The organism is Pediococcus sp. M21F004 (assembly GCF_051122535.1).
Lineage (GTDB): Bacteria > Bacillota > Bacilli > Lactobacillales > Lactobacillaceae > Pediococcus > Pediococcus inopinatus.
In genome coordinates this window covers 401,652-421,300 of record NZ_CP177314.1, presented here as the reverse complement: position 1 = coordinate 421,300, position 19,649 = coordinate 401,652, and the positions used below count along the sequence as shown (strand labels likewise).

The window sequence follows — 19,649 nt, the reverse complement described above, 5'->3', positions numbered from 1 at the left end:
TTATTTACGTAATTTATTCACGATATTTTCGTCAGGATCTACCAAAATGGTATTTTGACCTTCGTATATTACTAATCCTGGTTTGGCGCCATTTGGTTTATGAACGCGTTTAACCGGTACATAATCAACCGGAACATGTGAAGACAATTGGGCTTTTGAAAAGTAAGCAGCCAGATTAGCCGCCTCTGAGAGTGTTTGTTCTGAAGGATCCGAGCTGTGTATGATTACATGAGAGCCGGGAATTTTTTGGGTATGCAACCAAATATCAGTTTTTTTAGCAGTTTTTAATGTAAGCCGATCATTTTGGGTGTCGTTTTTTCCAACAGATATTTGAGTACCATCTGTAGCCTGAAATGTTTCTGGTTTAGAAGTTTGGAGCCGTTTTTGCTTCTTCTTTTTTTGATTTGGTTTTAAATAACCTTCTTTTTCAAGTTCTTCACGGATTTCATCCAAATCTTGGGGATTAGCCAGTTCGATTTGGGTCATGATATTATCCAGATAGTCAATTTCTTGATGTGTCTTCTCAAGTTGTTCAGAAACATAATGCACCGCATTTTTAGCTTTTTGATACTTTTTGAAATATTTTTGGGCGTTTTGAGATGGCGAGATCTGATTAGATAGGGAGATTTTAATGTCCCGATTTTCTTCGTAAAAATTAGGTAGGGTAATTTCAGTCATACCCCGATCTACCTGATTAAGATAAGTAGTTAAAATCTCTCCTTTAACTTTGTAGGTATCAGCTTGTTCGGAGTTCACAAGGGTTTGGTTTAATTTCTTTAATTTGGTTTTATTTTTTTTCAAATCATTTTTAACTACTCGAACAAGGTTGCCTGCTTTTTGAATAACCCGGTCTCGCTGAGCTTTGGCCACATAAAAGGCGTCCAGTAGAGAACTAAGCGATTCGAACTGTTTGACTTGTCCTTCCAAAGTGGCATACGGAAAGGCCGTAAATATTGCTTTTTGTTTTTGTGTAGTCATTGTTGGTTCAGGATGTTCAAACTTAGCAAAAAAATCGGTGAACGCATTTTCTGAGGAATGTTGATGTAAATAATTTGCGAGTTCTAAACTAGTTTCCTTATTCAATCCCTGATAATTTTTACGCAGTTCATCAGCAAGGACTTCTTGGTTAGGGAACTTTTGTAAATCAGTCTTGTAGTCCTCACTAGAGTCGCTAAAAGGATTCTTTTTATCTTGACTGGGTGGGGTAAGGTAGGTCGCTCCAGGCAAAAGCAAGCGATAACGATTTTGATCGGCATTAATATGTTTAATGGTATCGATGATTACCTTTGTGGAATTGTTGAGCAAGATAATATTGCTACGACGTCCCATAATTTCAACGGCAAGCAACAATTCGTCAATATCCCCAAGTTCATTTCTTTTTGAAAACGAAAAGTTAATTATTCGGTCATTTTCCACCTGCTTGATGGAGTTTAAAATGGCACCGTCTAAATATTTTCTCAGCATCATTGTAAAATTTGTTGGGACAGCAGGATTCGCATAAGGAATTTGAGTAACCTGTACGCGGGCGTAATTAGGGTGTGCGGAAAGTAAAACAGGAAAGTTTTTTCGATTTGCTCTAAAAGTAATAATAATTTCATTGTCGTAAGGTTGATGGATTTTAGTAATTCGTCCACTTTGTAACAAAGAATTTAATTCGTGAACCATGGCGTGTGTAAAGGAACCGTCAAATGACATAATTAGACCTACTTTCTTCTTGAATAAACTGTTAATATCTAGTATACCAGTCTAAAAAGGGAAAGTAATAAATGAAAGCTTGAGAATCAGTCTGAAAGCGCATTTGTTTACGAAAGTTTGAAGAGTTTTTGAATTTTTTTGAATTTGTGATACTATTAAAATATTAATTTTAAAATCAGAAGTTGGTGTATAAATGAAAACGGCCATTGTAACGGATAGTACCTGTTACTTAACAGACAAAGAAATTGCAGATAACCACATTACTGTAGTACCGATCCCGGTAGTGATTGACGGTAAAAGCTATGATGAGGGAGTAGATATTACAACTGAAGAGTTCTACCAAAAATTACGGACATCTGGATCTTTTCCAAGCACTACACAACCCCCATTGGGAAAAATGATTGAGTTATATAAAACCCTCCGTGACAAGGGGTATGAAAATGTTATTAGTATTCATTTAGCAAGTACAATTTCAGGATTTGTTAATAGTCTTGATTCCATTAAAGACGAAATTGAAGGCCTGAATGTGTATGTTTATGATTCTGAGATAACAGTTCGATTAATGGGGACACTTGCGTTAGAAGCTGCTAGAATGGCTCGTGAAGAGCAATCTCCGGAAGATATTTTAACGCAGCTAAATGAACTTCGCGCCACATTTGGGGAATATTTTATTGTAGATGATTTACAGAATCTTGTCCGTGGGGGACGCTTATCGAACGCCTCAGCTTTTATTGGGGGACTACTTAAAATTAAACCTATTTTGACCTTCAATGATGCTCATGAAATTGTGGCTTTTGAAAAGGTTCGCTCAGCAAAAAAAGCTTTTGCACGAGTTGAGGAATTATTTGCTCAAAATAAGGCGGAGATTAATTATCCAATCCGAGCAATTATTATCCATGCAAACGATGAACCGGGGGCATTGAAGTGGCAAGAGCGTTTACAAGCAAAATATCCAGATCTACCAATTGATATCAGCTATTTTGGCCCGGTGATTGGAACTCATTTAGGGGAAAAAGCATTGGCGCTGGCATGGTTACGGGACTATACAAAACATTAGGCAAGAAGATGGTTAGGTCACACAAGGTGGCAGATCCATCTTTTTTAATATTAAAAAAAGTTAGTGGAAAAGGATTAGTACTTTTGTTGTGAACTGAGGGCTAATGTGATATGGTTAATTTAATACAATCGGAATGGTGAGTATTGATCGCCATGAAAAAAATTATTAGGAACACAAAATACTAAGACTCTCTGCAATGGAGCGTTTTGGTGTTTATTAGAAGAAGGAGTTTTTTATGCGTAAATTAAAGGTTAAGAATAATGAAGTGGCAGTTTATGCCATTGGTGGTTTGGGAGAAATCGGTAAAAATATGTACTGTGTCCAGTATCAAGATGAAATTGTGATCATTGATTGTGGGATCAAATTTCCGGAGGATGAGTTATTAGGTGTCGATTATATTATTCCTGACTATCAATTTCTGATTGAAAATCAAAAGAAAATCAAAGCAATGGTGATTACCCACGGACATGAAGATCATATCGGAGGAATTCCATTCTTTTTACAAAAGTTGAATGTTCCAATTTGGGCTGGCCCATTTGCGTCAGAATTAATTAAAGGAAAATTAAAAGAACATAATTTATTACGGACGACTGAATTACATGAACTGCAAGAAGATACGGTTTTAAAATTCCGTAAACTGTCTGTCTCGTTTTTTAGAACAACTCATTCAATTCCAGATACTTTGGGAATTGCAGTTCACACACCACAAGGAACAGTTGTACAAACGGGTGACTTTAAGTTTGATTTAACTCCGGTTGGTGATTTACCATCTCCAAATTTCCAAAAAATGGCTGCAATTGGTGGAAAAGATTCCTTACTTTTGATGTCTGATAGTACAAATGCAGAACGTCCAACATTTACAAAGTCTGAACGATTTGTTGAGAAAAGTATCAAACGAATTTTTACAGAAATTCAAGGGCGGATTATTTTTGCAACTTTCGCTTCTAACGTGTATCGAGTACGAGAAGCCTGTGAAGCCGCATTAGAACAAGGCAGAAAGATTGCCATTTTTGGAAGAAGTATGGAGAACGCTATTGAGGCTGGACAGAAATTAGGCTATTTAAATATTCCAGAAGAAGCGTTAGTAGATGCTCAGGAATTGCATAATCTGCCAGCCAATAAGCTGATGATTTTGTGCACGGGTTCACAAGGTGAACCAATGGCAGCGTTGAGCCGAATTGCTAATGGAACGCATCGACAAATTAGTTTACAACCTGACGATACGGTTGTCTTCTCAAGTAATCCAATTCCAGGAAATACCGTCAGTGTAAATAACCTTATCAATAAATTAGACGAAGCTGGCGTTACAGTTATCCATGGTAAAGTAAATAATATCCATACTTCAGGTCATGGTGGTCAAGAAGATCAAAAATTGATGTTACGCTTAATCAAGCCAAAGTTTTTCATGCCTTGTCATGGTGAATTTAGAATGCAGATGATTCATACTAAGCTTGCTGAGCAAACTGGGATTCCTGAAGACAATTGCTTCATCATGAAAAATGGTGACGTTTTGGCTTTAACCAGAGATAGTGCACGAATTGCTGATCACTTCAGTGCCGGTGATGTTTATCTAAACGATGCTGATATTAATGATAATGTTAGCTCACAAATTTTAAGCGATCGCACAATTTTAGCTAGCGAAGGGGTTGTGACTGCTGTTGCAACCATCAATATTAAAAAACATCGCATTACAGCTGGTCCTGATACAATCTCTAGAGGATTTATCTATATGCGAGAATCAAATGAATTAATTCATGATACGAATAAAGCAGCGTTTAGTTCACTGTTAAACACAATGAAAGAAAAGTCGCATCCAACTGAGAAAGACTTTAACGAGAATATCATTGGTGATTTGCAGGAGTTCTTATATCAAAAAACAGAACGAAGCCCAATGATTGTACCTATGCTTATTTTTGAATAAATCAATGATTTTGAATTTACTCACTTATTTATGAGATAATGTAAGAGTCTTCAAATGTGAGAATAAAATTTCGCATTTAAAGGTTCTTTTTTTGATTTTAATATTAATTTATGGAATTAAATTAGTTTCAAACTAGTTGTTCGAACAGAAAAATGTTAAATTAGAATTATAGAGATAGATTTGGATAAACCTATAGAGATGGGAAGATGATTGCGATTAACAATGATAATGATTGGTCTGTGCCAGAATCACGAATGGGCCGTTTAAGAGCAAAAGAACAGCAAAAGCAGCAAAATAAAGTTAATAAACGAAAAAAAGTTACCAAGGATCCAAATGGGTCAAAAGCACCTAAGTCTGTAAAACCACAAAACAAGAAGAAAAACGAAAATCAAAAAAAATGGTTTTGGATTGTTGGAATCATTGTCGTAATTTTTATTGCAATCTTTTTTATTGTTCGTCGCACAAACAATGCTTCAGCAAAAGAGAATGCAGAACGCATCGTTCAAAAGAGCTTCAATGATGATAGAGATAATATTACAGATAATGCTACACGGGCGCAAATGGTTCAACTTGCCGCTGATGCCAAGAAAATCAGAGATAATACAGAAGCCAATCAATACAGTCAGTTAGCAAGTTTAGGTAAGAGTGCCATTTCGTTTAGTGAAGAAGTTGCTAACCTACAAAGTGGCAATAATTATCGGGTGACAACGACTGGTTCCAAGGTTACAAGTCTCTTGGAGGATTTGAAAGCAACAACGTTTAAATCAGATTTTACTGGATTTTATAATGAATATCATAAATCATTAACTAATTTAAAACCTAAAGCAATTGAAGTCAGCAAATTGCATAAGCAGACCAATAACTTGTTTAAAAATGGGAAAAGTGGTACTTTAAGTGCTTCTGTTACGACTGTTAAGTTGAACAATCTGCTAGACAAACTTAATAAGTATCCTAATTTTGAACGAGCTAGTCAAGATCTTACCCGAGTGGAAAAAGCAGTTAAGACGTATCGTAAGAAGCAAGCAAGCGAATCTTCATCGATAGCAAGTTCACAAGCAAGTGAATCAGCTGCAATAGCAAGTTCACAGAGTGCGTCGGCAGTTATTGCTTCTTCACAGAGCGCGGCAGCTTCTGAAAGTGCTAGATCAGCATCAGCAAAAGCAGCAAGTGAATCTGCAGCAAGTTCATCAACTAGAGCTTCAAGTAGCACCAGTGCAAGTAGAGCAAGCAGTGAGTCAAGTTCAACTAGTAGCAGTAGCTCATCAAAAAATAGCAGTTCACAAAGTTCTTCGAGTAAGGCATCAAGTTCACAAAGAAATTAAGATTTAAAATAAAAAGGTTTTTCAGTCAATAAACTGAAAAACCTTTTTTGTTTGCATAGTAAAACTGATAAGAGAGGAGACATGAATAGATGGTGGATGAAACTAGATTTTTATTCTAGTTTACATAATATATATTATTCAAAGTAGTTTAAAACTGTTTTAGACCAGGTGAATTTAAATGTTTGGATTAATCCTTGATTGGACATCCTCTTTTGGATAAGTTATTAAAGCCACCAAGTTAATACAGAATTGTAAAACGCCTTTGTGTGCCTGTGTCAGGATGCTGATCATCTACTATCATCCATTACAACTCACAAGCCATCACCGAAGCTCATGCGTTGTATTGTTGGTCGATCGGTTTTACTAAGCCACAAGTTGGCATTATATTTTAAAATAACGACTTACCACTGACGACACTTATCTAAATACCTGTTTGATAAAAAACTATATTTATCCAATAAACGGTGCTTCTATGGCGGTGTGTTGTGTAACTTCAAAAACTTTCGTGGATAACTGTCTTTAAAATCATTTTTAGAGTACTTGTATTTAGATATTACCAATTCCTCCAGGTAACTAAAGGTTAAACCAAATACGTGATAAACGATACGTATATTAATTCATGGCATACATTGTTTTCCGAACAAAAACCCAATCTCTTATTTTTCAAATAGAAATTGGGTTTGTTTAAATATAATTTTGAGTAACTATTTTAAAACCTTAGTTAATGGTGGAACCACTTGTTTTTTACGTGAAACAACGCCTGGAAGATTCATTCGGTTATTACTTAACTTGTGATTGAAGGCAGTTTCGACGGCCTCTGTCCCCTCACCTAAGACCAATAACTCTGAATCACTGGTCAAAACGTTTGTTGCTAATAGAAGGAATAAATCATAAGAATTATTTGTAATAAGCGATTTCATGGTATCTTCTAATTCATCTTGGCGTTTGAAAACATCGTTTAAATCAACAGTGTTAACCTGACCAATTCGAACAGTTTTGCCACCCATGTCAAACGATTTAGCGTCGCCTTCAAGAATATCTTCAGCACTACGACTGTTAACGTCGCTACCAGCCTTCAGCATTTCAATTCCGTAAGCTTCGTAATCAGCAACGCCAGCAATTTTTGCTAAAGCAGGAACCGCATTGCGTTCATCATCAGTAGTTGTAGGTGATTTCAAAAGTAATGTATCTGAAATAATTGAAGATAACATCAAACCAGCAATATTGCTAGGAATTTCAACGTCATTTTCTAAATACATTTTATAGATAATTGTGCTACAACAGCCAATGGGTTCTGCACGATAAAAAAGAGGTTGTGCGGAAGTAAAGTCAATCTTATGATGATCAATAACGCTTGTTACAGTGACATCTGCCAAATCGGATACACTTTGGATAGCTTCGTTATGGTCAACTAAAACAACTGAATCAACTTCAGGTTTGGCTTTAGTAATCACACGAGGTGCTTTTACGTTAAAGTGATTCAAAACAAAGTTTGTTTCGTTATTAGTCTCACCTAAAGCAACAGCTTCAACCTCGTCACCTAACTTGTTTGCTAAATAAGCATATTCAATTGCACAACTGATGGCATCTGTATCTGGATTCTTATGACCAAAAACTAATTCTTTACTCATGATTAATAAAAACTCCTTATATATATTTAATTTTTATATATTTAATTTTGGTTACCGATCATTTTACGTAAACGTTCTGTGTAGCTTTCTTTGCTTAGATAGTCATCAAATTCTTCTAAGAAAGTATTGATTCTGGGGATTTCATCCTTATCTTTTCGGAAAACAAAACTTAAGTCAAAGTTAATGGCTGGGTCAAAACGTGCCATCCATGTCTCACTTGATCCCGGATGTGAAATTACATACGAAGCAGGTAAGGCTGTATTTACTTTTGCAGTTTCTGCAAAGCGGCGAATTTGATCTGGTGTCGTAAAACGCGCAACGCTATTTGGCACATCAACTAATTGATTTTTATATGCCTCACGTAAAACGCCCTCTAAGTAATAACCTTCCGGATAAGTAACCCAATTAGCGTTTAATGTTTGCTTTAATTTAATCTTCTTTTGTTTAGAAAGCTTTTCTTCATGGTGAATGAAAAATAAATCTTCGTTAATAATTTTTCGTGATTCGTAGGGTTTCCAATTTTTGATACTGTCGTCTGGCAAGTACATAATTGCCAAATCAATACGATTATTCTCTAACCGTTCCCAAATTTCTTTACGTGTTAAGGTATGGAACGAAATCAGAATGTCAGGCTGTTTTTCATAATATTTTGTGATGAAGTCTTCAAACACACGGGATTCAATCGAAGCCAACATGCCAATGTTGATTTCACCGTGAGTTGCAGAAGTTGTTTGTTGAATTTCATCAGTAGCCTGATTTAAAACCTCATTGATATTATGAGTTGCCTTCAGCATCGTGTATCCAGCATCTGATAAACGTAATTTTTTACCAACGGAATAGAATAATGGTGCACCTACCGTATGTTCCAGCTTCTTGATTTGTTGAGTTAAAGCAGGCTGTGTAATCCCTAAAATTTGGGCAGCTTGCGTATAATTCATTGTATCTGCCAATTGCAGGAAGTAAGTTAAAGTTTTAGATGAAAAGATCGTTTCTTGTTTTGATTTCATTCTGTTTACTCCTTAAGTTTTTTATCATCATAATGTCACTTAAATAATAACTATAATTATTCTAATGGTTAATGAAAAAAAACACAACAAATTGTAACTGGAAAATCCGGAGGTTAATTCTAATTTAAGATTTAATGTTCAGGTGTGGACGCTACAACGGGAACCGGTTTTAGTTTCATAGAAACTGGAATACCTTCTGAATCAATATCAACAACGAATGAGCCGTTAGAGTACCGTGCGCTCAGTGGATGTTCAGCTACAATGATATCATGTAAGGTGCCCCGACTAGTTCGAACCTCTAAAATAGAATTTTTATCTGTTTTAATAAAATCAATCACACGATGCGGATCTTTCTTTAATTCTCTAAGGACCAAGATTCCTCTTCTTGCACGACTTGTAACAGGAATATCGGTAACGGCCATTCGTTTAAAAGCACCTCGCTGCGTAATTAGACCAACTTGATTTGAGTCATCTACAAGTTGCACGTTAGTGACCTGGTCTTCACGCAGATCCATTGATTTCACTCCAGCAGTACGAGCTCCAATAATTGGAATTTCCGCAAGATCATAGCGCAAGCCATATCCTCGTTCTGAAATTAGCATGACAGCTTGTTTTAATTGGTGGGCAATAAAGAAAATATTTACCACAACTGAAGCAGCACTTTTTAATTTGATAAATGCAGCCGCGTGTTTTTTGTAATTACGACCAGGGGTTAAATTAGAGAAATCCGTCCGCTTAATGAAACCATCGCTAGTTGCAATTAGAAATTCGCCGGTTTCCTTTAATGAATGAAAAGCAAATGCTTTTATAATTCGCTCATTATCGCCTAAACCGATGGTCTGAGAAATATGTTCACCAGTGTCTTTCCAACGAGAATCGGCCAGCTCATGTACGGGACGTGAAATTAGATTTCCTTTGTTGGTGAACATCATTAGGTGATCTAGGGTGCTAACTTGTTTCAAGAAAATCGGATAATCCTCATCCTTTAAGCCATCATCATTTTCACCGGATGCACTATATGACCGCAGTGAGCTTCGTTTTAGATAGCCATCGTGACTAACTGAAACCATCACCTGTTCTTCTGGCACGACTACTTTTCGATCAATTTTAATTTCTTCAATTTCATCTTGTATTTCTGTTAATCGTGGAGTGCCATATTGTTTTTTGATGCTCGTAAGTTCCGTACGAAGTACTTTTGCCAATGCTGTTGGACTATTTAGAATTTCATTATATTCCTGGACGTGGTTATTTAAATCATCGGATTCCGCTTCTAAGGCAGTGACATCCGTGTTAGATAGTCGATAAAGTTGTAAGGAAACAATTGCTTCAGCTTGCTCTTCTGTAAAACTAAATTTTTGAACTAAATTATTTTTTGAATCTTTTTTGTCTTTACTACCCCTGATGGTGGCAATCACTTGATCGAGGATAGAGAGGGCTTTAATTAATCCTTGGACAATTCGAAGACGTTTCTCAGCCTTGGTTAAACTAAATTGAGTCCGTTTGGTAATGACTTCTTTTTGGAAAGCTAAGTAGGCCTGCAAAAATGCTTTTAGTCCCAAAGTTTCAGGGCGCTTATGGCTAATTGCAACCATATTGAAATTGTAAGAAACTTGTAGATCGGTATTTTTGAATAAATAATTCAAAATTCCCTTTGCATCAGTATCTCGTTTGAGCTCAATTGCAATTGAGAGGCCGTTACGATCAGATTCATCACGAACTTCAACAATGCCATCCACTTTTTTTAGAATGCGAATTTCATCAATCTTTTTTACTAATTGAGATTTGTTCACTTCGTAGGGAATTTCGGAAACTTCAATTTGTGATTTGTTACCACGTAAAGCAATAATTTTAGTTCTCGATCGGACGATAATTCGCCCTTTTCCAGTTTGATAAGCCTTTTTTATGCCGTCAATTCCCTGAATAATTCCTGAGGTAGGAAAATCTGGTCCTTGCACAAAGGTCATTAATTTTTCTAATGACGCATCGGGATGTTGTAATAAATATAACAAGGCATCGATGACTTCATTTAAATTGTGAGGAGGAATATCTGTCGCATAACCAGCTGAAATACCGGTAGCTCCATTAACAAGTAAGTTAGGAAAACGACTTGGTAAAACAGTTGGTTCGTATTCTGTATCATCAAAATTCAAAACAAAATCAACAGTTTCCTTATCAATATCTTTCAACATTTCGCTTGAAATTTTGCTTAAACGTGCTTCGGTATACCGCATTGCGGCCGGCGGATCATTATCAATTGAACCGTTGTTACCATGCATTTCAATTAAGGGAGCGCGTAGTTTCCAATCCTGGCTCATTCGTACCAAGGCCTCATAGATAGAACTATCCCCATGTGGATGGAAATTACCCATTACATTTCCGACAGATTTTGCAGATTTTCGAAATCCCTTATCATAGGTATTTCCATCTTGATTCATAGCATACAAGATTCGCCGTTGAACGGGTTTTAACCCATCACGGACATCAGGAAGTGCTCGCTCTTGAATAATATATTTAGAATAGCGTCCAAAACGATCTCCCATCACATCTTCTAATGTGAGTTCCTGGATTTTATCATTTTTTTGATTTTTTTCATCAGCCATTTTTTATATCCCCCTTTCATTGATTTTCGTCATCTTCAAGAATACCATCTTCATGTGCAATATTAACGGCTTCGTTATCTAAAATGCTACCCTCTTCTTCTAAAGAGAATTCAACATTTTCTTCAATCCATTTCCGGCGAGGTTCAACTTTATCGCCCATCAAAGTGGTTACGCGACGTTCAGCCAAAGCAGCGTCGTCAATACGAACACGCACTAAAGTTCTGGTTTCAGGATTCATTGTTGTCTCCCAAAGCTGATCCGCGTTCATCTCTCCAAGTCCTTTGTATCGTTGTAGTGCAAATCCGCGCCCGATTTCTTTTGAAGCTTGTTCTAATTCTTCATCCGTCCAAGCATAAACAGTTTTCATTTTTTTACCATTTTTCTTTTGCAAACGGTAAAGCGGTGGAAGCGCGATGTAAATATGACCATCGTCAAGCATTGGACGCATGTATTTATAGAAAAATGTCAGCAATAGGATCTGAATATGGGATCCATCATCATCCGCATCAGTCATAATAATAATCTTATCGTAATTTCTGTCTTCAATTTTAAACTCAGGACCTACACCAGCGCCAATGGTATAAATCATTGTGCTTATTTCCTCATTTTTCATAACATCAGGTAATTTAGCTTTTTCAGTATTTAAAACTTTTCCTCGCAATGGCAAGATAGCCTGAAACTTGCGATCTCTGCCCTGTTTAGCGCTACCGCCGGCAGAGTCGCCTTCGACCAAGAAAAGCTCATTACGGGCCGAATTTTTGGACTGTGCGGGGGTTAATTTACCTGATAAAAGACGATCTTGTTTTTTGCGTTTTTTGCCACTGCGACTTGCATCTCGTGCTTTGCGGGCAGCCTCGCGAGCTTCTCGTGCCTTTAAAGATTTACGCACAAGCATTTGGGCAAATTCACCGTTTTCCATGAGGTAAAAGAGTAATTGCTCATTTACGATACTGTCGACAATGGGACGTGCTTCAGGTGTACCAAGCTTCTCTTTGGTCTGACCTTCAAACTCAAGAATTTTTTCTGGAATTCTTAAAGAAATAACAGCTGACAGTCCTTCACGAACATCGCTACCTTCAAGGTTTTTATCTTTTTCTTTTAGTAATCCGACTTTATGGGCGTATTCATTAAAGGCCTTTGTCCACCCTGAACGCATACCGACTTCATGAGTACCACCATCTTTTGTCCGCACGTTATTAACGAAGGATAAGACGTTTTCAGAATAGCCGTCATTATATTGAGCTGCAACCTCAACTTCGACGCCTTCTTTAGTGCCATCAAAATAAAGGATATCACCGAGGGTATCTTTATCTTCATTTAAGTAGCTCACAAATTCTTTAATTCCTTCTTCATAAAGAAAAGTTTGCGTTTGAGCCTGATTTTCACGTTCATCAGTTAACGTGATTGTGACACCCTTAAGAAGAAAAGCAGATTCTCGCAAGCGCTCGGCCAATGTATTAAAGTTAAAAACAGTGGTTGTGAAAATTTCACGGTCTGGTTTAAAAGTCACCACCGTCCCATTTGGTTCTTTTGTTTTGCCGATTTTTTTCAAACTACCAACTGCATGCCCACCATTTTTGAATTCTTCGCGATATTTTTTCCCTTCACGGACAATTTCAACATTAAGATATTCAGATAGCGCATTAACAACACTGGCTCCAACACCGTGTAATCCACCAGAGGTCTTATAACCGCCTTGACCGAATTTTCCACCGGCATGAAGAACTGTAAAAATAACTTCGACCGTAGGAATTCCTGAAGAATGCATTCCTACCGGCATTCCTCGTCCCTGATCTGAGATTGTAATGCTATTATCTTTATGGATGGTAACGTTAATTTCTTTACCAAAACCAGCTAGAGCTTCATCAACGGCATTGTCGACTATCTCATAAACCAGATGGTGCAGCCCACGGCTATCGGTTGAACCAATATACATACCGGGGCGTTTACGCACAGCCTCTAAACCGTGCAGAACTTGAATGGAAGAGTCATTGTATTCTGCTGAACTACGTTTACTCATTTCAAAATACCCTTTCTACTTATAATCCTTATTATTATATCATTTATAAATTTCTGAATACTACCTTCCTTAATATAACATACGCAAAAACAAACATTGGAATCAATTTTTAAACATGCTAAAATTGAAAATGATTCTCAATTGAAAAGGGGCCAACCATTTGTTAAAAATTATTATTATGCTGATCATTGCCTATCTACTGGGGTCAATCCCTTCTGGGGTCATGATTGGAAAAAAATTCTTTAATGTTGATATTCGTAAAGCTGGCAGTGGTAATATCGGAACAACCAATACCTTTCGAGTTCTTGGCCCGAAAGCAGGAACAGTAGTTTTGCTAATGGATGTTTTAAAAGGTACGTTAGCTGCTAGCCAGCCTTACTTGTTTCAGACGCCAAACGTTAACCCCCTATTAATTGGGTTAGCTGCAATTTTAGGACATACTTTCTCAATCTTTGATCACTTCAATGGTGGCAAAGCAGTAGCTACTAGTGCCGGAATTTTGTTAGCTTATAATCCGCCATTTTTTATTGTTGCTTGTATCATTTTTGCAAGCTTGGTGTATTTGACCAGTATGGTGAGTGTGGCAAGCATGACTGCATTAGTTCTTATCAGTCTGTTGTCTTTGTTTTATCACGACTGGATTTTAACAACCGTCGCCGTTGTGCTAACGGTTTTTATCTTTTATCGTCATCGGGAGAATATAAAACGGTTAAAAAACGGTACGGAAAGTCTGATCCCGTTTGGGTATTGGTATAATCATAAAAAGAAATCGTAAGTATAAAAAAATATATGTAACGGAAAAGAGGCCATCACATTTGTGACAACCTCCTTTTTTTGTATCATTAAAAGAAAGAAATTTCAAAGCTTTGTGAAGATTCGCTTTGTGGCTGTAGATCTGTGATTCCCATCTTTTCTTCGAGCTTGCCAGTCGCATTTACATTGTCTGCAATTCCCCACCAGGGTTCGATACAGACAAAGTCACCAGTAGTTGGATATGGAGACCAGATACCGACATAAGGTGCGTCTGTCACAGTTAATGCAACCCCATGATCATTTTTCTGATTATCTAACATAATGGTTGTTTCTTGCTGATTTAATTCAAGGATGATGGCATCATCTTTAAACAAGTCATGAGTTAAGTGAGTTGCTTTACTACAATCGTTTGGAAATGAATTATCCTTATCATTGTAAGGGGCCTTCAATGGAATTTGTGTGTATGTCTGCTTGGGCGCAACGTTTAAATTACTGTCCTCAAATACCTGGTCCTTTTCAAAGTTGGTATCGAATCCAGGATGCCCACCTATAGAGAATAATAAATGATTGTCTGCATCTGGGTTGTAAACTCGGTATGTTTCATGCAATTCGTGATTCTTTAAATCAAAACTAATTACTAGTTCGAATTCAAAAGGATATAATTTGTGCGTTTTGTTACTGTCAGTAAGTTTTAAGGTCGCGTGTGTGTCACTGCTATCAACGACTTCAAACTTGCTATCACGGGCAAAACCATGTTGATGCATTTCGTAAGTTGTTTCTTGGTACTCATATTGGTCATCCTTTAAACGGCCAACAATTGGGAAAAGTACGGGTGCATGTCGGCCCCATACACTTTTATCGGCCTGCCATATATATTCTAGATTATTATCTAAAGAAACAACACTAGAAAGTTCAGCCCCTAATTCATTGATTTTAACGCGCAAATATTCATTTTCTAAAGTAACCATTAATTAAAACCCCATTCATTTATAAAATATATTGGCTAAGATTCTTATCGCTAGCAATTTCACCAATTTTTTCTTCTACATAATGTTCTGTAATTGTGATGTCGCCCATTTCCATGTCCGCTCCTTCGTAGAGAATATCCTCTAAGAGTTTTTCTAAAATGGTGTGCAAACGACGAGCACCAATATTTTCAGTAGAACGATTAAGCTGAGTTGCAATTTCGGCAATTTTATTAATGGCTTCAATTGTAAAAGTTAGTTTAATATTTTCTGTGCCAACTAAGGCAATATATTGTTTGACTAACGCATTTTTTGGTTCAGTAAGAATCTTAACAAAATCTTCTTTGGTTAAATCATTTAGCTCGACTCGAATTGGAAAACGACCTTGTAATTCAGCAATTAAATCACTTGGCTTAGAGTCCTGAAAAGCCCCTGAAGCAATAAAGAGGATGTGATCGGTATTGATTGGCCCATATTTTGTATTAACTTGAGAGCCTTCAACGATTGGTAAAATATCACGTTGAACACCTTCACGAGAAATGTCTTCGCCACCCTGGTTTGTTTTGGCGATGATTTTATCGATTTCATCGATAAAAACAATCCCGGTATTTTCAGCCCGTTTGATGGCTGCATGGTATAAATCACCATGACTAATTAACTTTTCGGATTCTTCACGGATAAATATTTCACGAGCTTCAGAAACGTCAACGGTTCGCTGAATTCGCTTTTTTGGTAACATTTGTCCGAGTGATGTGCCAAAATCAATGCCCATTTGCCCCATCATATTATTCATACCTAAATCTTGTTGGGGGTCGTCCATCGTGATGGTAATTTCTCTACCGTCTAATAGACCGCGTCTCAATTGATCCGCAGTGGCCGAACGCTTATCACGAACTTCACTAGTGATTTCTTCGGATTGAGCATTTGGGACCTCAGGAGTTTCACCACGCTGCATTTTCTCAACCATACTTACTAAGTTTTGAAAATCGACTCCGGATTGTTTTTGAGTGCCATCCGCCGTTGTTGCGGGCACCAAAATGTTGACAATTCGGTTATCGGCACGACGTTCGGCATCTGAGCGAATACCCTTGAACTGGCTCTTTTGTTCCATCTGAACTGAGCTGTCCACTAGATCACGGATCATTGATTCTACGTCGCGACCAGCATGTCCGACTTCAGTAAATTTAGAAGCTTCAACTTTTACAAACGGGGCGTCGACGATTTTCGCTAAGCGACGGGCAATTTCAGTTTTCCCCACACCAGTTGGTCCAATCATTAACATATTTTTGGGTGTGATTTCTGTTTGCATTGAAGCTGAAAGCTGTAAACGCCGGTAACGATTACGTAGAGCAATCGCAATTGCCTTTTTTGCGGCAGTTTGCCCGATCACATATTCATCTAATTCACTCACAATTTGTTTAGGTGTTTTATCAATTTCGGCCATTTAAATTCCTCCTAGATCTTTTAGAAATAATGTGGTGTTATCAATTTTTTTTTAGTTCGTTAAGCGCGTGTTTTCATTATTCATGTGTTGCTCGAGGAAAAAACTTACGATAATTACTTTGTAAATTTTCCTGAGTGACATGTGTGTATATTTGGGTGGTTGATAAGCTGCTATGTCCGAGTAATTCTTGGACAGTTCGAAGATCAGCACCGTTGTTTAGTAGCTGGGTTGCAAACGTGTGCCGCAACATATGGGGATGAATCTTACTGGTGAGACTACTTTGTTTGATGATTTGATTTAAAACATATTCGATCCCGGTTGAAGTGATTTGATCACCATAATGATTAATAAAAATGAAATCATGTTGTTTATGATATTTTGCCATGATTTCATTACGACACTGATCATGATAATTAATTAAAGCATCATAACAGTATTGGCCAAATGGTACATAACGTTCCTTGTCACCTTTGCCGCGAATCAACATCATTTTTAATGAAAGATCAACATTTTGCCAACGCAGATTTGCACACTCACTTACTCGAATTCCAGTTCCATATAAAACCTCTAATAAAGCAACGTTGCGCAATGCTAATGGTGAATCTGATTGAGCTGCTTCAAAAAGGGCTGTCATTTCTTTTTGATAGAAAAATCGAGGTAAATGATTTTGATGTTTTTTTAATTTAATTTCTGCAAACGGGTTACGGGTAACGAGGTCATTTTTTGCCAAGAAACTATAAAAAGACCGCATGGTCGATAACTTGCGAGAAATCGTCGTTCGGCTATATTTTCGATCAAACAAGTCTGTCATAAAAACATTAACATCCAAATGATCAATATCTTTAAATGGTTTGAATCCCCCATTTTCTTTTAAAAAAGTACAGAATTCCTCTAAATCGCTTTGGTAAGCTTTGATTGTATCTACAGAATACTGGCGCTCAACCTTTAGGTACTCAAGGAATAATTTAATATAATCTTGTTCCATAACAAAACCTCCGTACATTGCCACTTTAGCAAAGTACGGAGGAAAACTCAATAACAAACCCCATTAAACATCTAAGTTTGTATTTATCTTTATTTTTGAACAGCTTCTTCATAATCGCCATTAGGACATAAGATCTGTTTGCCACCCTTAACCTTCTTTTCAACTAGGAAGTGGCCATCTTTTGGACAATCACGACCCACTGGTTTATCCCATGAAACGAAGTCACAGTCAGGATAGCGAGAACATCCATAAAAGAGACGCCCACGTTTAGACTTACGTTCAATAATTTGTCCCTTATGACATTTTGGACAAACCACGCCGATTTCTTTGACGATAGCTTTTGTGTTGCGACAATCAGGAAAACGGGAGCAGGCAAAGAATTTACCATAGCGGCCCATCTTTACTACCATTGGAGATCCACAGATATCACAATCAAAGCCGGCTGGTTCATCTTTAATCTGGACGGATTCCATATTCTCTTCAGCATGAGCGACTTCCTTGGAAAAAGGTTTATAAAACTCATCCACGACTTCTACCCAGTTTTCTTTGCCTTCTTCAATCCCATCTAATTCACTTTCTAGATCGGCAGTAAAGGAAATATTAACAATGTCTGGGAAAAATTCAAGAATGATCTTATTTACAATTTCACCAAGTTCGGTCGGCTCGAATCTCCGAGAAACTAATTTTACATAGTAACGTCGTTGAATAGTATCCAGCGTCGGTGCATATGTGGATGGACGTCCAACCCCATTTTCTTCAAGAGCTTTGATTAAATTAGCTTCACTGTAACGTGCTGGTGGTTGCGTGAAATGTTGTGCTGGATCTGTTTTGGCTAATTTAACAGCATCGCCTTCAACGAGGTCAGGTAAGATATTATCTTTATCTGTCCCATTTTTATAAATGATTGTAAAACCATCAAATTTAGTTTTTGATCCATTAGCTCTGAAGTTCACATGATTTTGTTCTAAAGCGACTGACATGGTATCCATAACCTCAGGAGTCATCTGACTAGCAACGAAGCGGGACCAGATTAAGCTGTATAAGCGAAATTGATCCTTATTCAAGTACTTCTTCAAGTCTTCCGGGGTACGACTAACTGAAGAAGGTCTAATGGCCTCATGCGCGTCCTGTGCGCCTTCTGGCATTTTTCCCTTACGCGGTTTGGTGGCAGCGTAATCGGCACCATACTTTTCATGAATTAATACAGAAGCTTCATGTTTTGCAATTGAAGAAATTCGGGTAGAATCAGTCCGCATATAAGTGATTAGACCAACGGTACCTTCTTTTCCGATATGAATCCCCTCGTATAGCTGTTGAGCAGCCATCATTGTTTTACGGGTTCTAAAGTTTAAACGACGGTTTGCCTCTTGTTGCATGGAAGAAGTTGTAAATGGTGGTGCTGGAAATCGTTTACGTTCTTTCTTTGTAACTTTTGTAATCTCAAAGGGTTGTTTTTTATCAATTTTCTTCAAAACATTTTGGACGGCATCATTATTTGGTAAAGCAAGTTTTTTACCACTTTCACCATAAAACGTTGCTTGAAACTTTTGACGGCCCTTTTGAAATTCGCTATCAATGGTCCAATATTCCTCGGGTTTGAAACTCTTAATTTCTTCTTCCCGTTTAATGATTAAACTTAAAGCGATGGATTGAACTCGGCCGGCACTCAGACCTTTCTTTACTTTTTTCCAAAGCAAAGGACTAATTGAATAGCCAACTAACCGATCCAAAATTCGTCGGGCTTGTTGGGCATCAACCAGGTTCATATCAATTGTGCGAGGTTCTTTAAAAGCGTTCTTAACAGCATCTTTAGTAATTTCATTAAAGACAACGCGATTTTTATCAGTAGTATCTAGTCCTAATAAGTATGCAAGGTGCCAAGCAATGGCCTCTCCCTCACGATCAGGATCAGATGCCAGATAGACTTTTTTTGCTTTCTTAGCTTCAGAACGCAAATTTTTAATGACATCACCCTTACCTCGGATTGAGATGTAGTGGGGTTCGAAGTCATTATCGACATCGACACCCATCTTACTCTTGGGCAAATCTCGGATATGACCAAGACTTGCGACAACCTTGTAAGTTCGACCTAAATATTTTTCAATCGTCTTTGCTTTGGAAGGTGATTCCACAATGACGAGCTTTTTTTTGGACTTTGTTGTTTTGGATTTTGTTGCCATGACCAAACTCCTTTAATCTTGAACTTGTTTTAAAATCCTTAAGGGTTCCTAATTCCTAGTAATCGTATT

The 19,649-nt window shown here is 37.4% G+C and carries 13 protein-coding genes; 4 read left to right on the top strand and 9 right to left on the bottom strand.

The window, feature by feature from the left end:
* The gene (locus ACLHK8_RS02195; RefSeq protein WP_057772997.1) at positions 1-1,695 is read right to left on the bottom strand and encodes an NFACT RNA binding domain-containing protein; all 1,695 of its coding nucleotides are present in this window, start codon (positions 1,693-1,695) and stop codon (positions 1-3) included.
* Between the two features lie 193 nt (positions 1,696-1,888).
* On the opposite strand from ACLHK8_RS02195, the gene ACLHK8_RS02190 reads away from it, so the two are divergent.
* From ACLHK8_RS02190 to ACLHK8_RS02180, 3 genes are all read left to right on the top strand, one after another.
* Complete coding sequence (locus ACLHK8_RS02190; RefSeq protein WP_063697452.1) at positions 1,889-2,752, top strand: DegV family protein; 864 nt, start codon at positions 1,889-1,891, stop codon at positions 2,750-2,752.
* Positions 2,753-2,987: 235 nt separating this feature from the next.
* Positions 2,988-4,673 (top strand): ribonuclease J1, encoded by a 1,686-nt coding sequence (rnjA, locus tag ACLHK8_RS02185; RefSeq protein ID WP_057773001.1) that lies wholly within the window; start codon positions 2,988-2,990, stop codon positions 4,671-4,673.
* A gap of 206 nt (positions 4,674-4,879) precedes the next feature.
* Positions 4,880-5,995 carry a hypothetical protein gene (locus ACLHK8_RS02180; RefSeq protein WP_057775595.1) on the top strand — a complete coding sequence of 372 codons (1,116 nt, stop codon included), beginning with the start codon at positions 4,880-4,882 and terminating at the stop codon, positions 5,993-5,995.
* Between the two features lie 704 nt (positions 5,996-6,699).
* Here ACLHK8_RS02180 and ACLHK8_RS02175 read toward each other — a convergent pair.
* The 4 genes from ACLHK8_RS02175 to parE form a co-directional block, all read right to left on the bottom strand.
* A complete protein-coding gene (locus ACLHK8_RS02175) occupies positions 6,700-7,626 on the bottom strand; it encodes a manganese-dependent inorganic pyrophosphatase (protein ID WP_063697455.1) in 927 nt (308 codons plus the stop codon).
* Between the two features lie 41 nt (positions 7,627-7,667).
* Complete coding sequence (locus ACLHK8_RS02170; RefSeq protein WP_063697458.1) at positions 7,668-8,633, bottom strand: LysR family transcriptional regulator; 966 nt, start codon at positions 8,631-8,633, stop codon at positions 7,668-7,670.
* A gap of 131 nt (positions 8,634-8,764) precedes the next feature.
* A complete protein-coding gene (gene parC, locus ACLHK8_RS02165; RefSeq protein WP_320531807.1) occupies positions 8,765-11,233 on the bottom strand; it encodes a DNA topoisomerase IV subunit A in 2,469 nt (822 codons plus the stop codon).
* A gap of 16 nt (positions 11,234-11,249) precedes the next feature.
* Positions 11,250-13,253: a DNA topoisomerase IV subunit B gene (parE, locus tag ACLHK8_RS02160; RefSeq protein WP_057772197.1), complete on the bottom strand. Its 2,004-nt coding sequence runs from the start codon at positions 13,251-13,253 to the stop codon at positions 11,250-11,252.
* Between the two features lie 178 nt (positions 13,254-13,431).
* Here parE and plsY point away from each other — a divergent pair, with 178 nt between their 5' ends.
* Positions 13,432-14,028, top strand: coding sequence for a glycerol-3-phosphate 1-O-acyltransferase PlsY (plsY, locus tag ACLHK8_RS02155; RefSeq protein WP_082623219.1), 597 nt, complete (start codon positions 13,432-13,434; stop codon positions 14,026-14,028).
* Between the two features lie 67 nt (positions 14,029-14,095).
* Here plsY and ACLHK8_RS02150 read toward each other — a convergent pair whose 3' ends face one another.
* The 4 genes from ACLHK8_RS02150 to topA form a co-directional block, all read right to left on the bottom strand.
* Positions 14,096-14,974, bottom strand: coding sequence for an aldose 1-epimerase family protein (locus ACLHK8_RS02150; RefSeq protein ID WP_063697464.1), 879 nt, complete (start codon positions 14,972-14,974; stop codon positions 14,096-14,098).
* A 19-nt stretch (positions 14,975-14,993) separates the two neighbouring features.
* Complete coding sequence (hslU, locus tag ACLHK8_RS02145) at positions 14,994-16,415, bottom strand: ATP-dependent protease ATPase subunit HslU (RefSeq protein ID WP_057772191.1); 1,422 nt, start codon at positions 16,413-16,415, stop codon at positions 14,994-14,996.
* A gap of 76 nt (positions 16,416-16,491) precedes the next feature.
* Positions 16,492-17,400, bottom strand: coding sequence for a tyrosine recombinase XerC (xerC, locus tag ACLHK8_RS02140; protein ID WP_057772189.1), 909 nt, complete (start codon positions 17,398-17,400; stop codon positions 16,492-16,494).
* An 89-nt stretch (positions 17,401-17,489) separates the two neighbouring features.
* Positions 17,490-19,580 (bottom strand): type I DNA topoisomerase, encoded by a 2,091-nt coding sequence (gene topA / locus ACLHK8_RS02135; protein WP_057772187.1) that lies wholly within the window; start codon positions 19,578-19,580, stop codon positions 17,490-17,492.
* Positions 19,581-19,649: the final 69 nt, after the last annotated feature.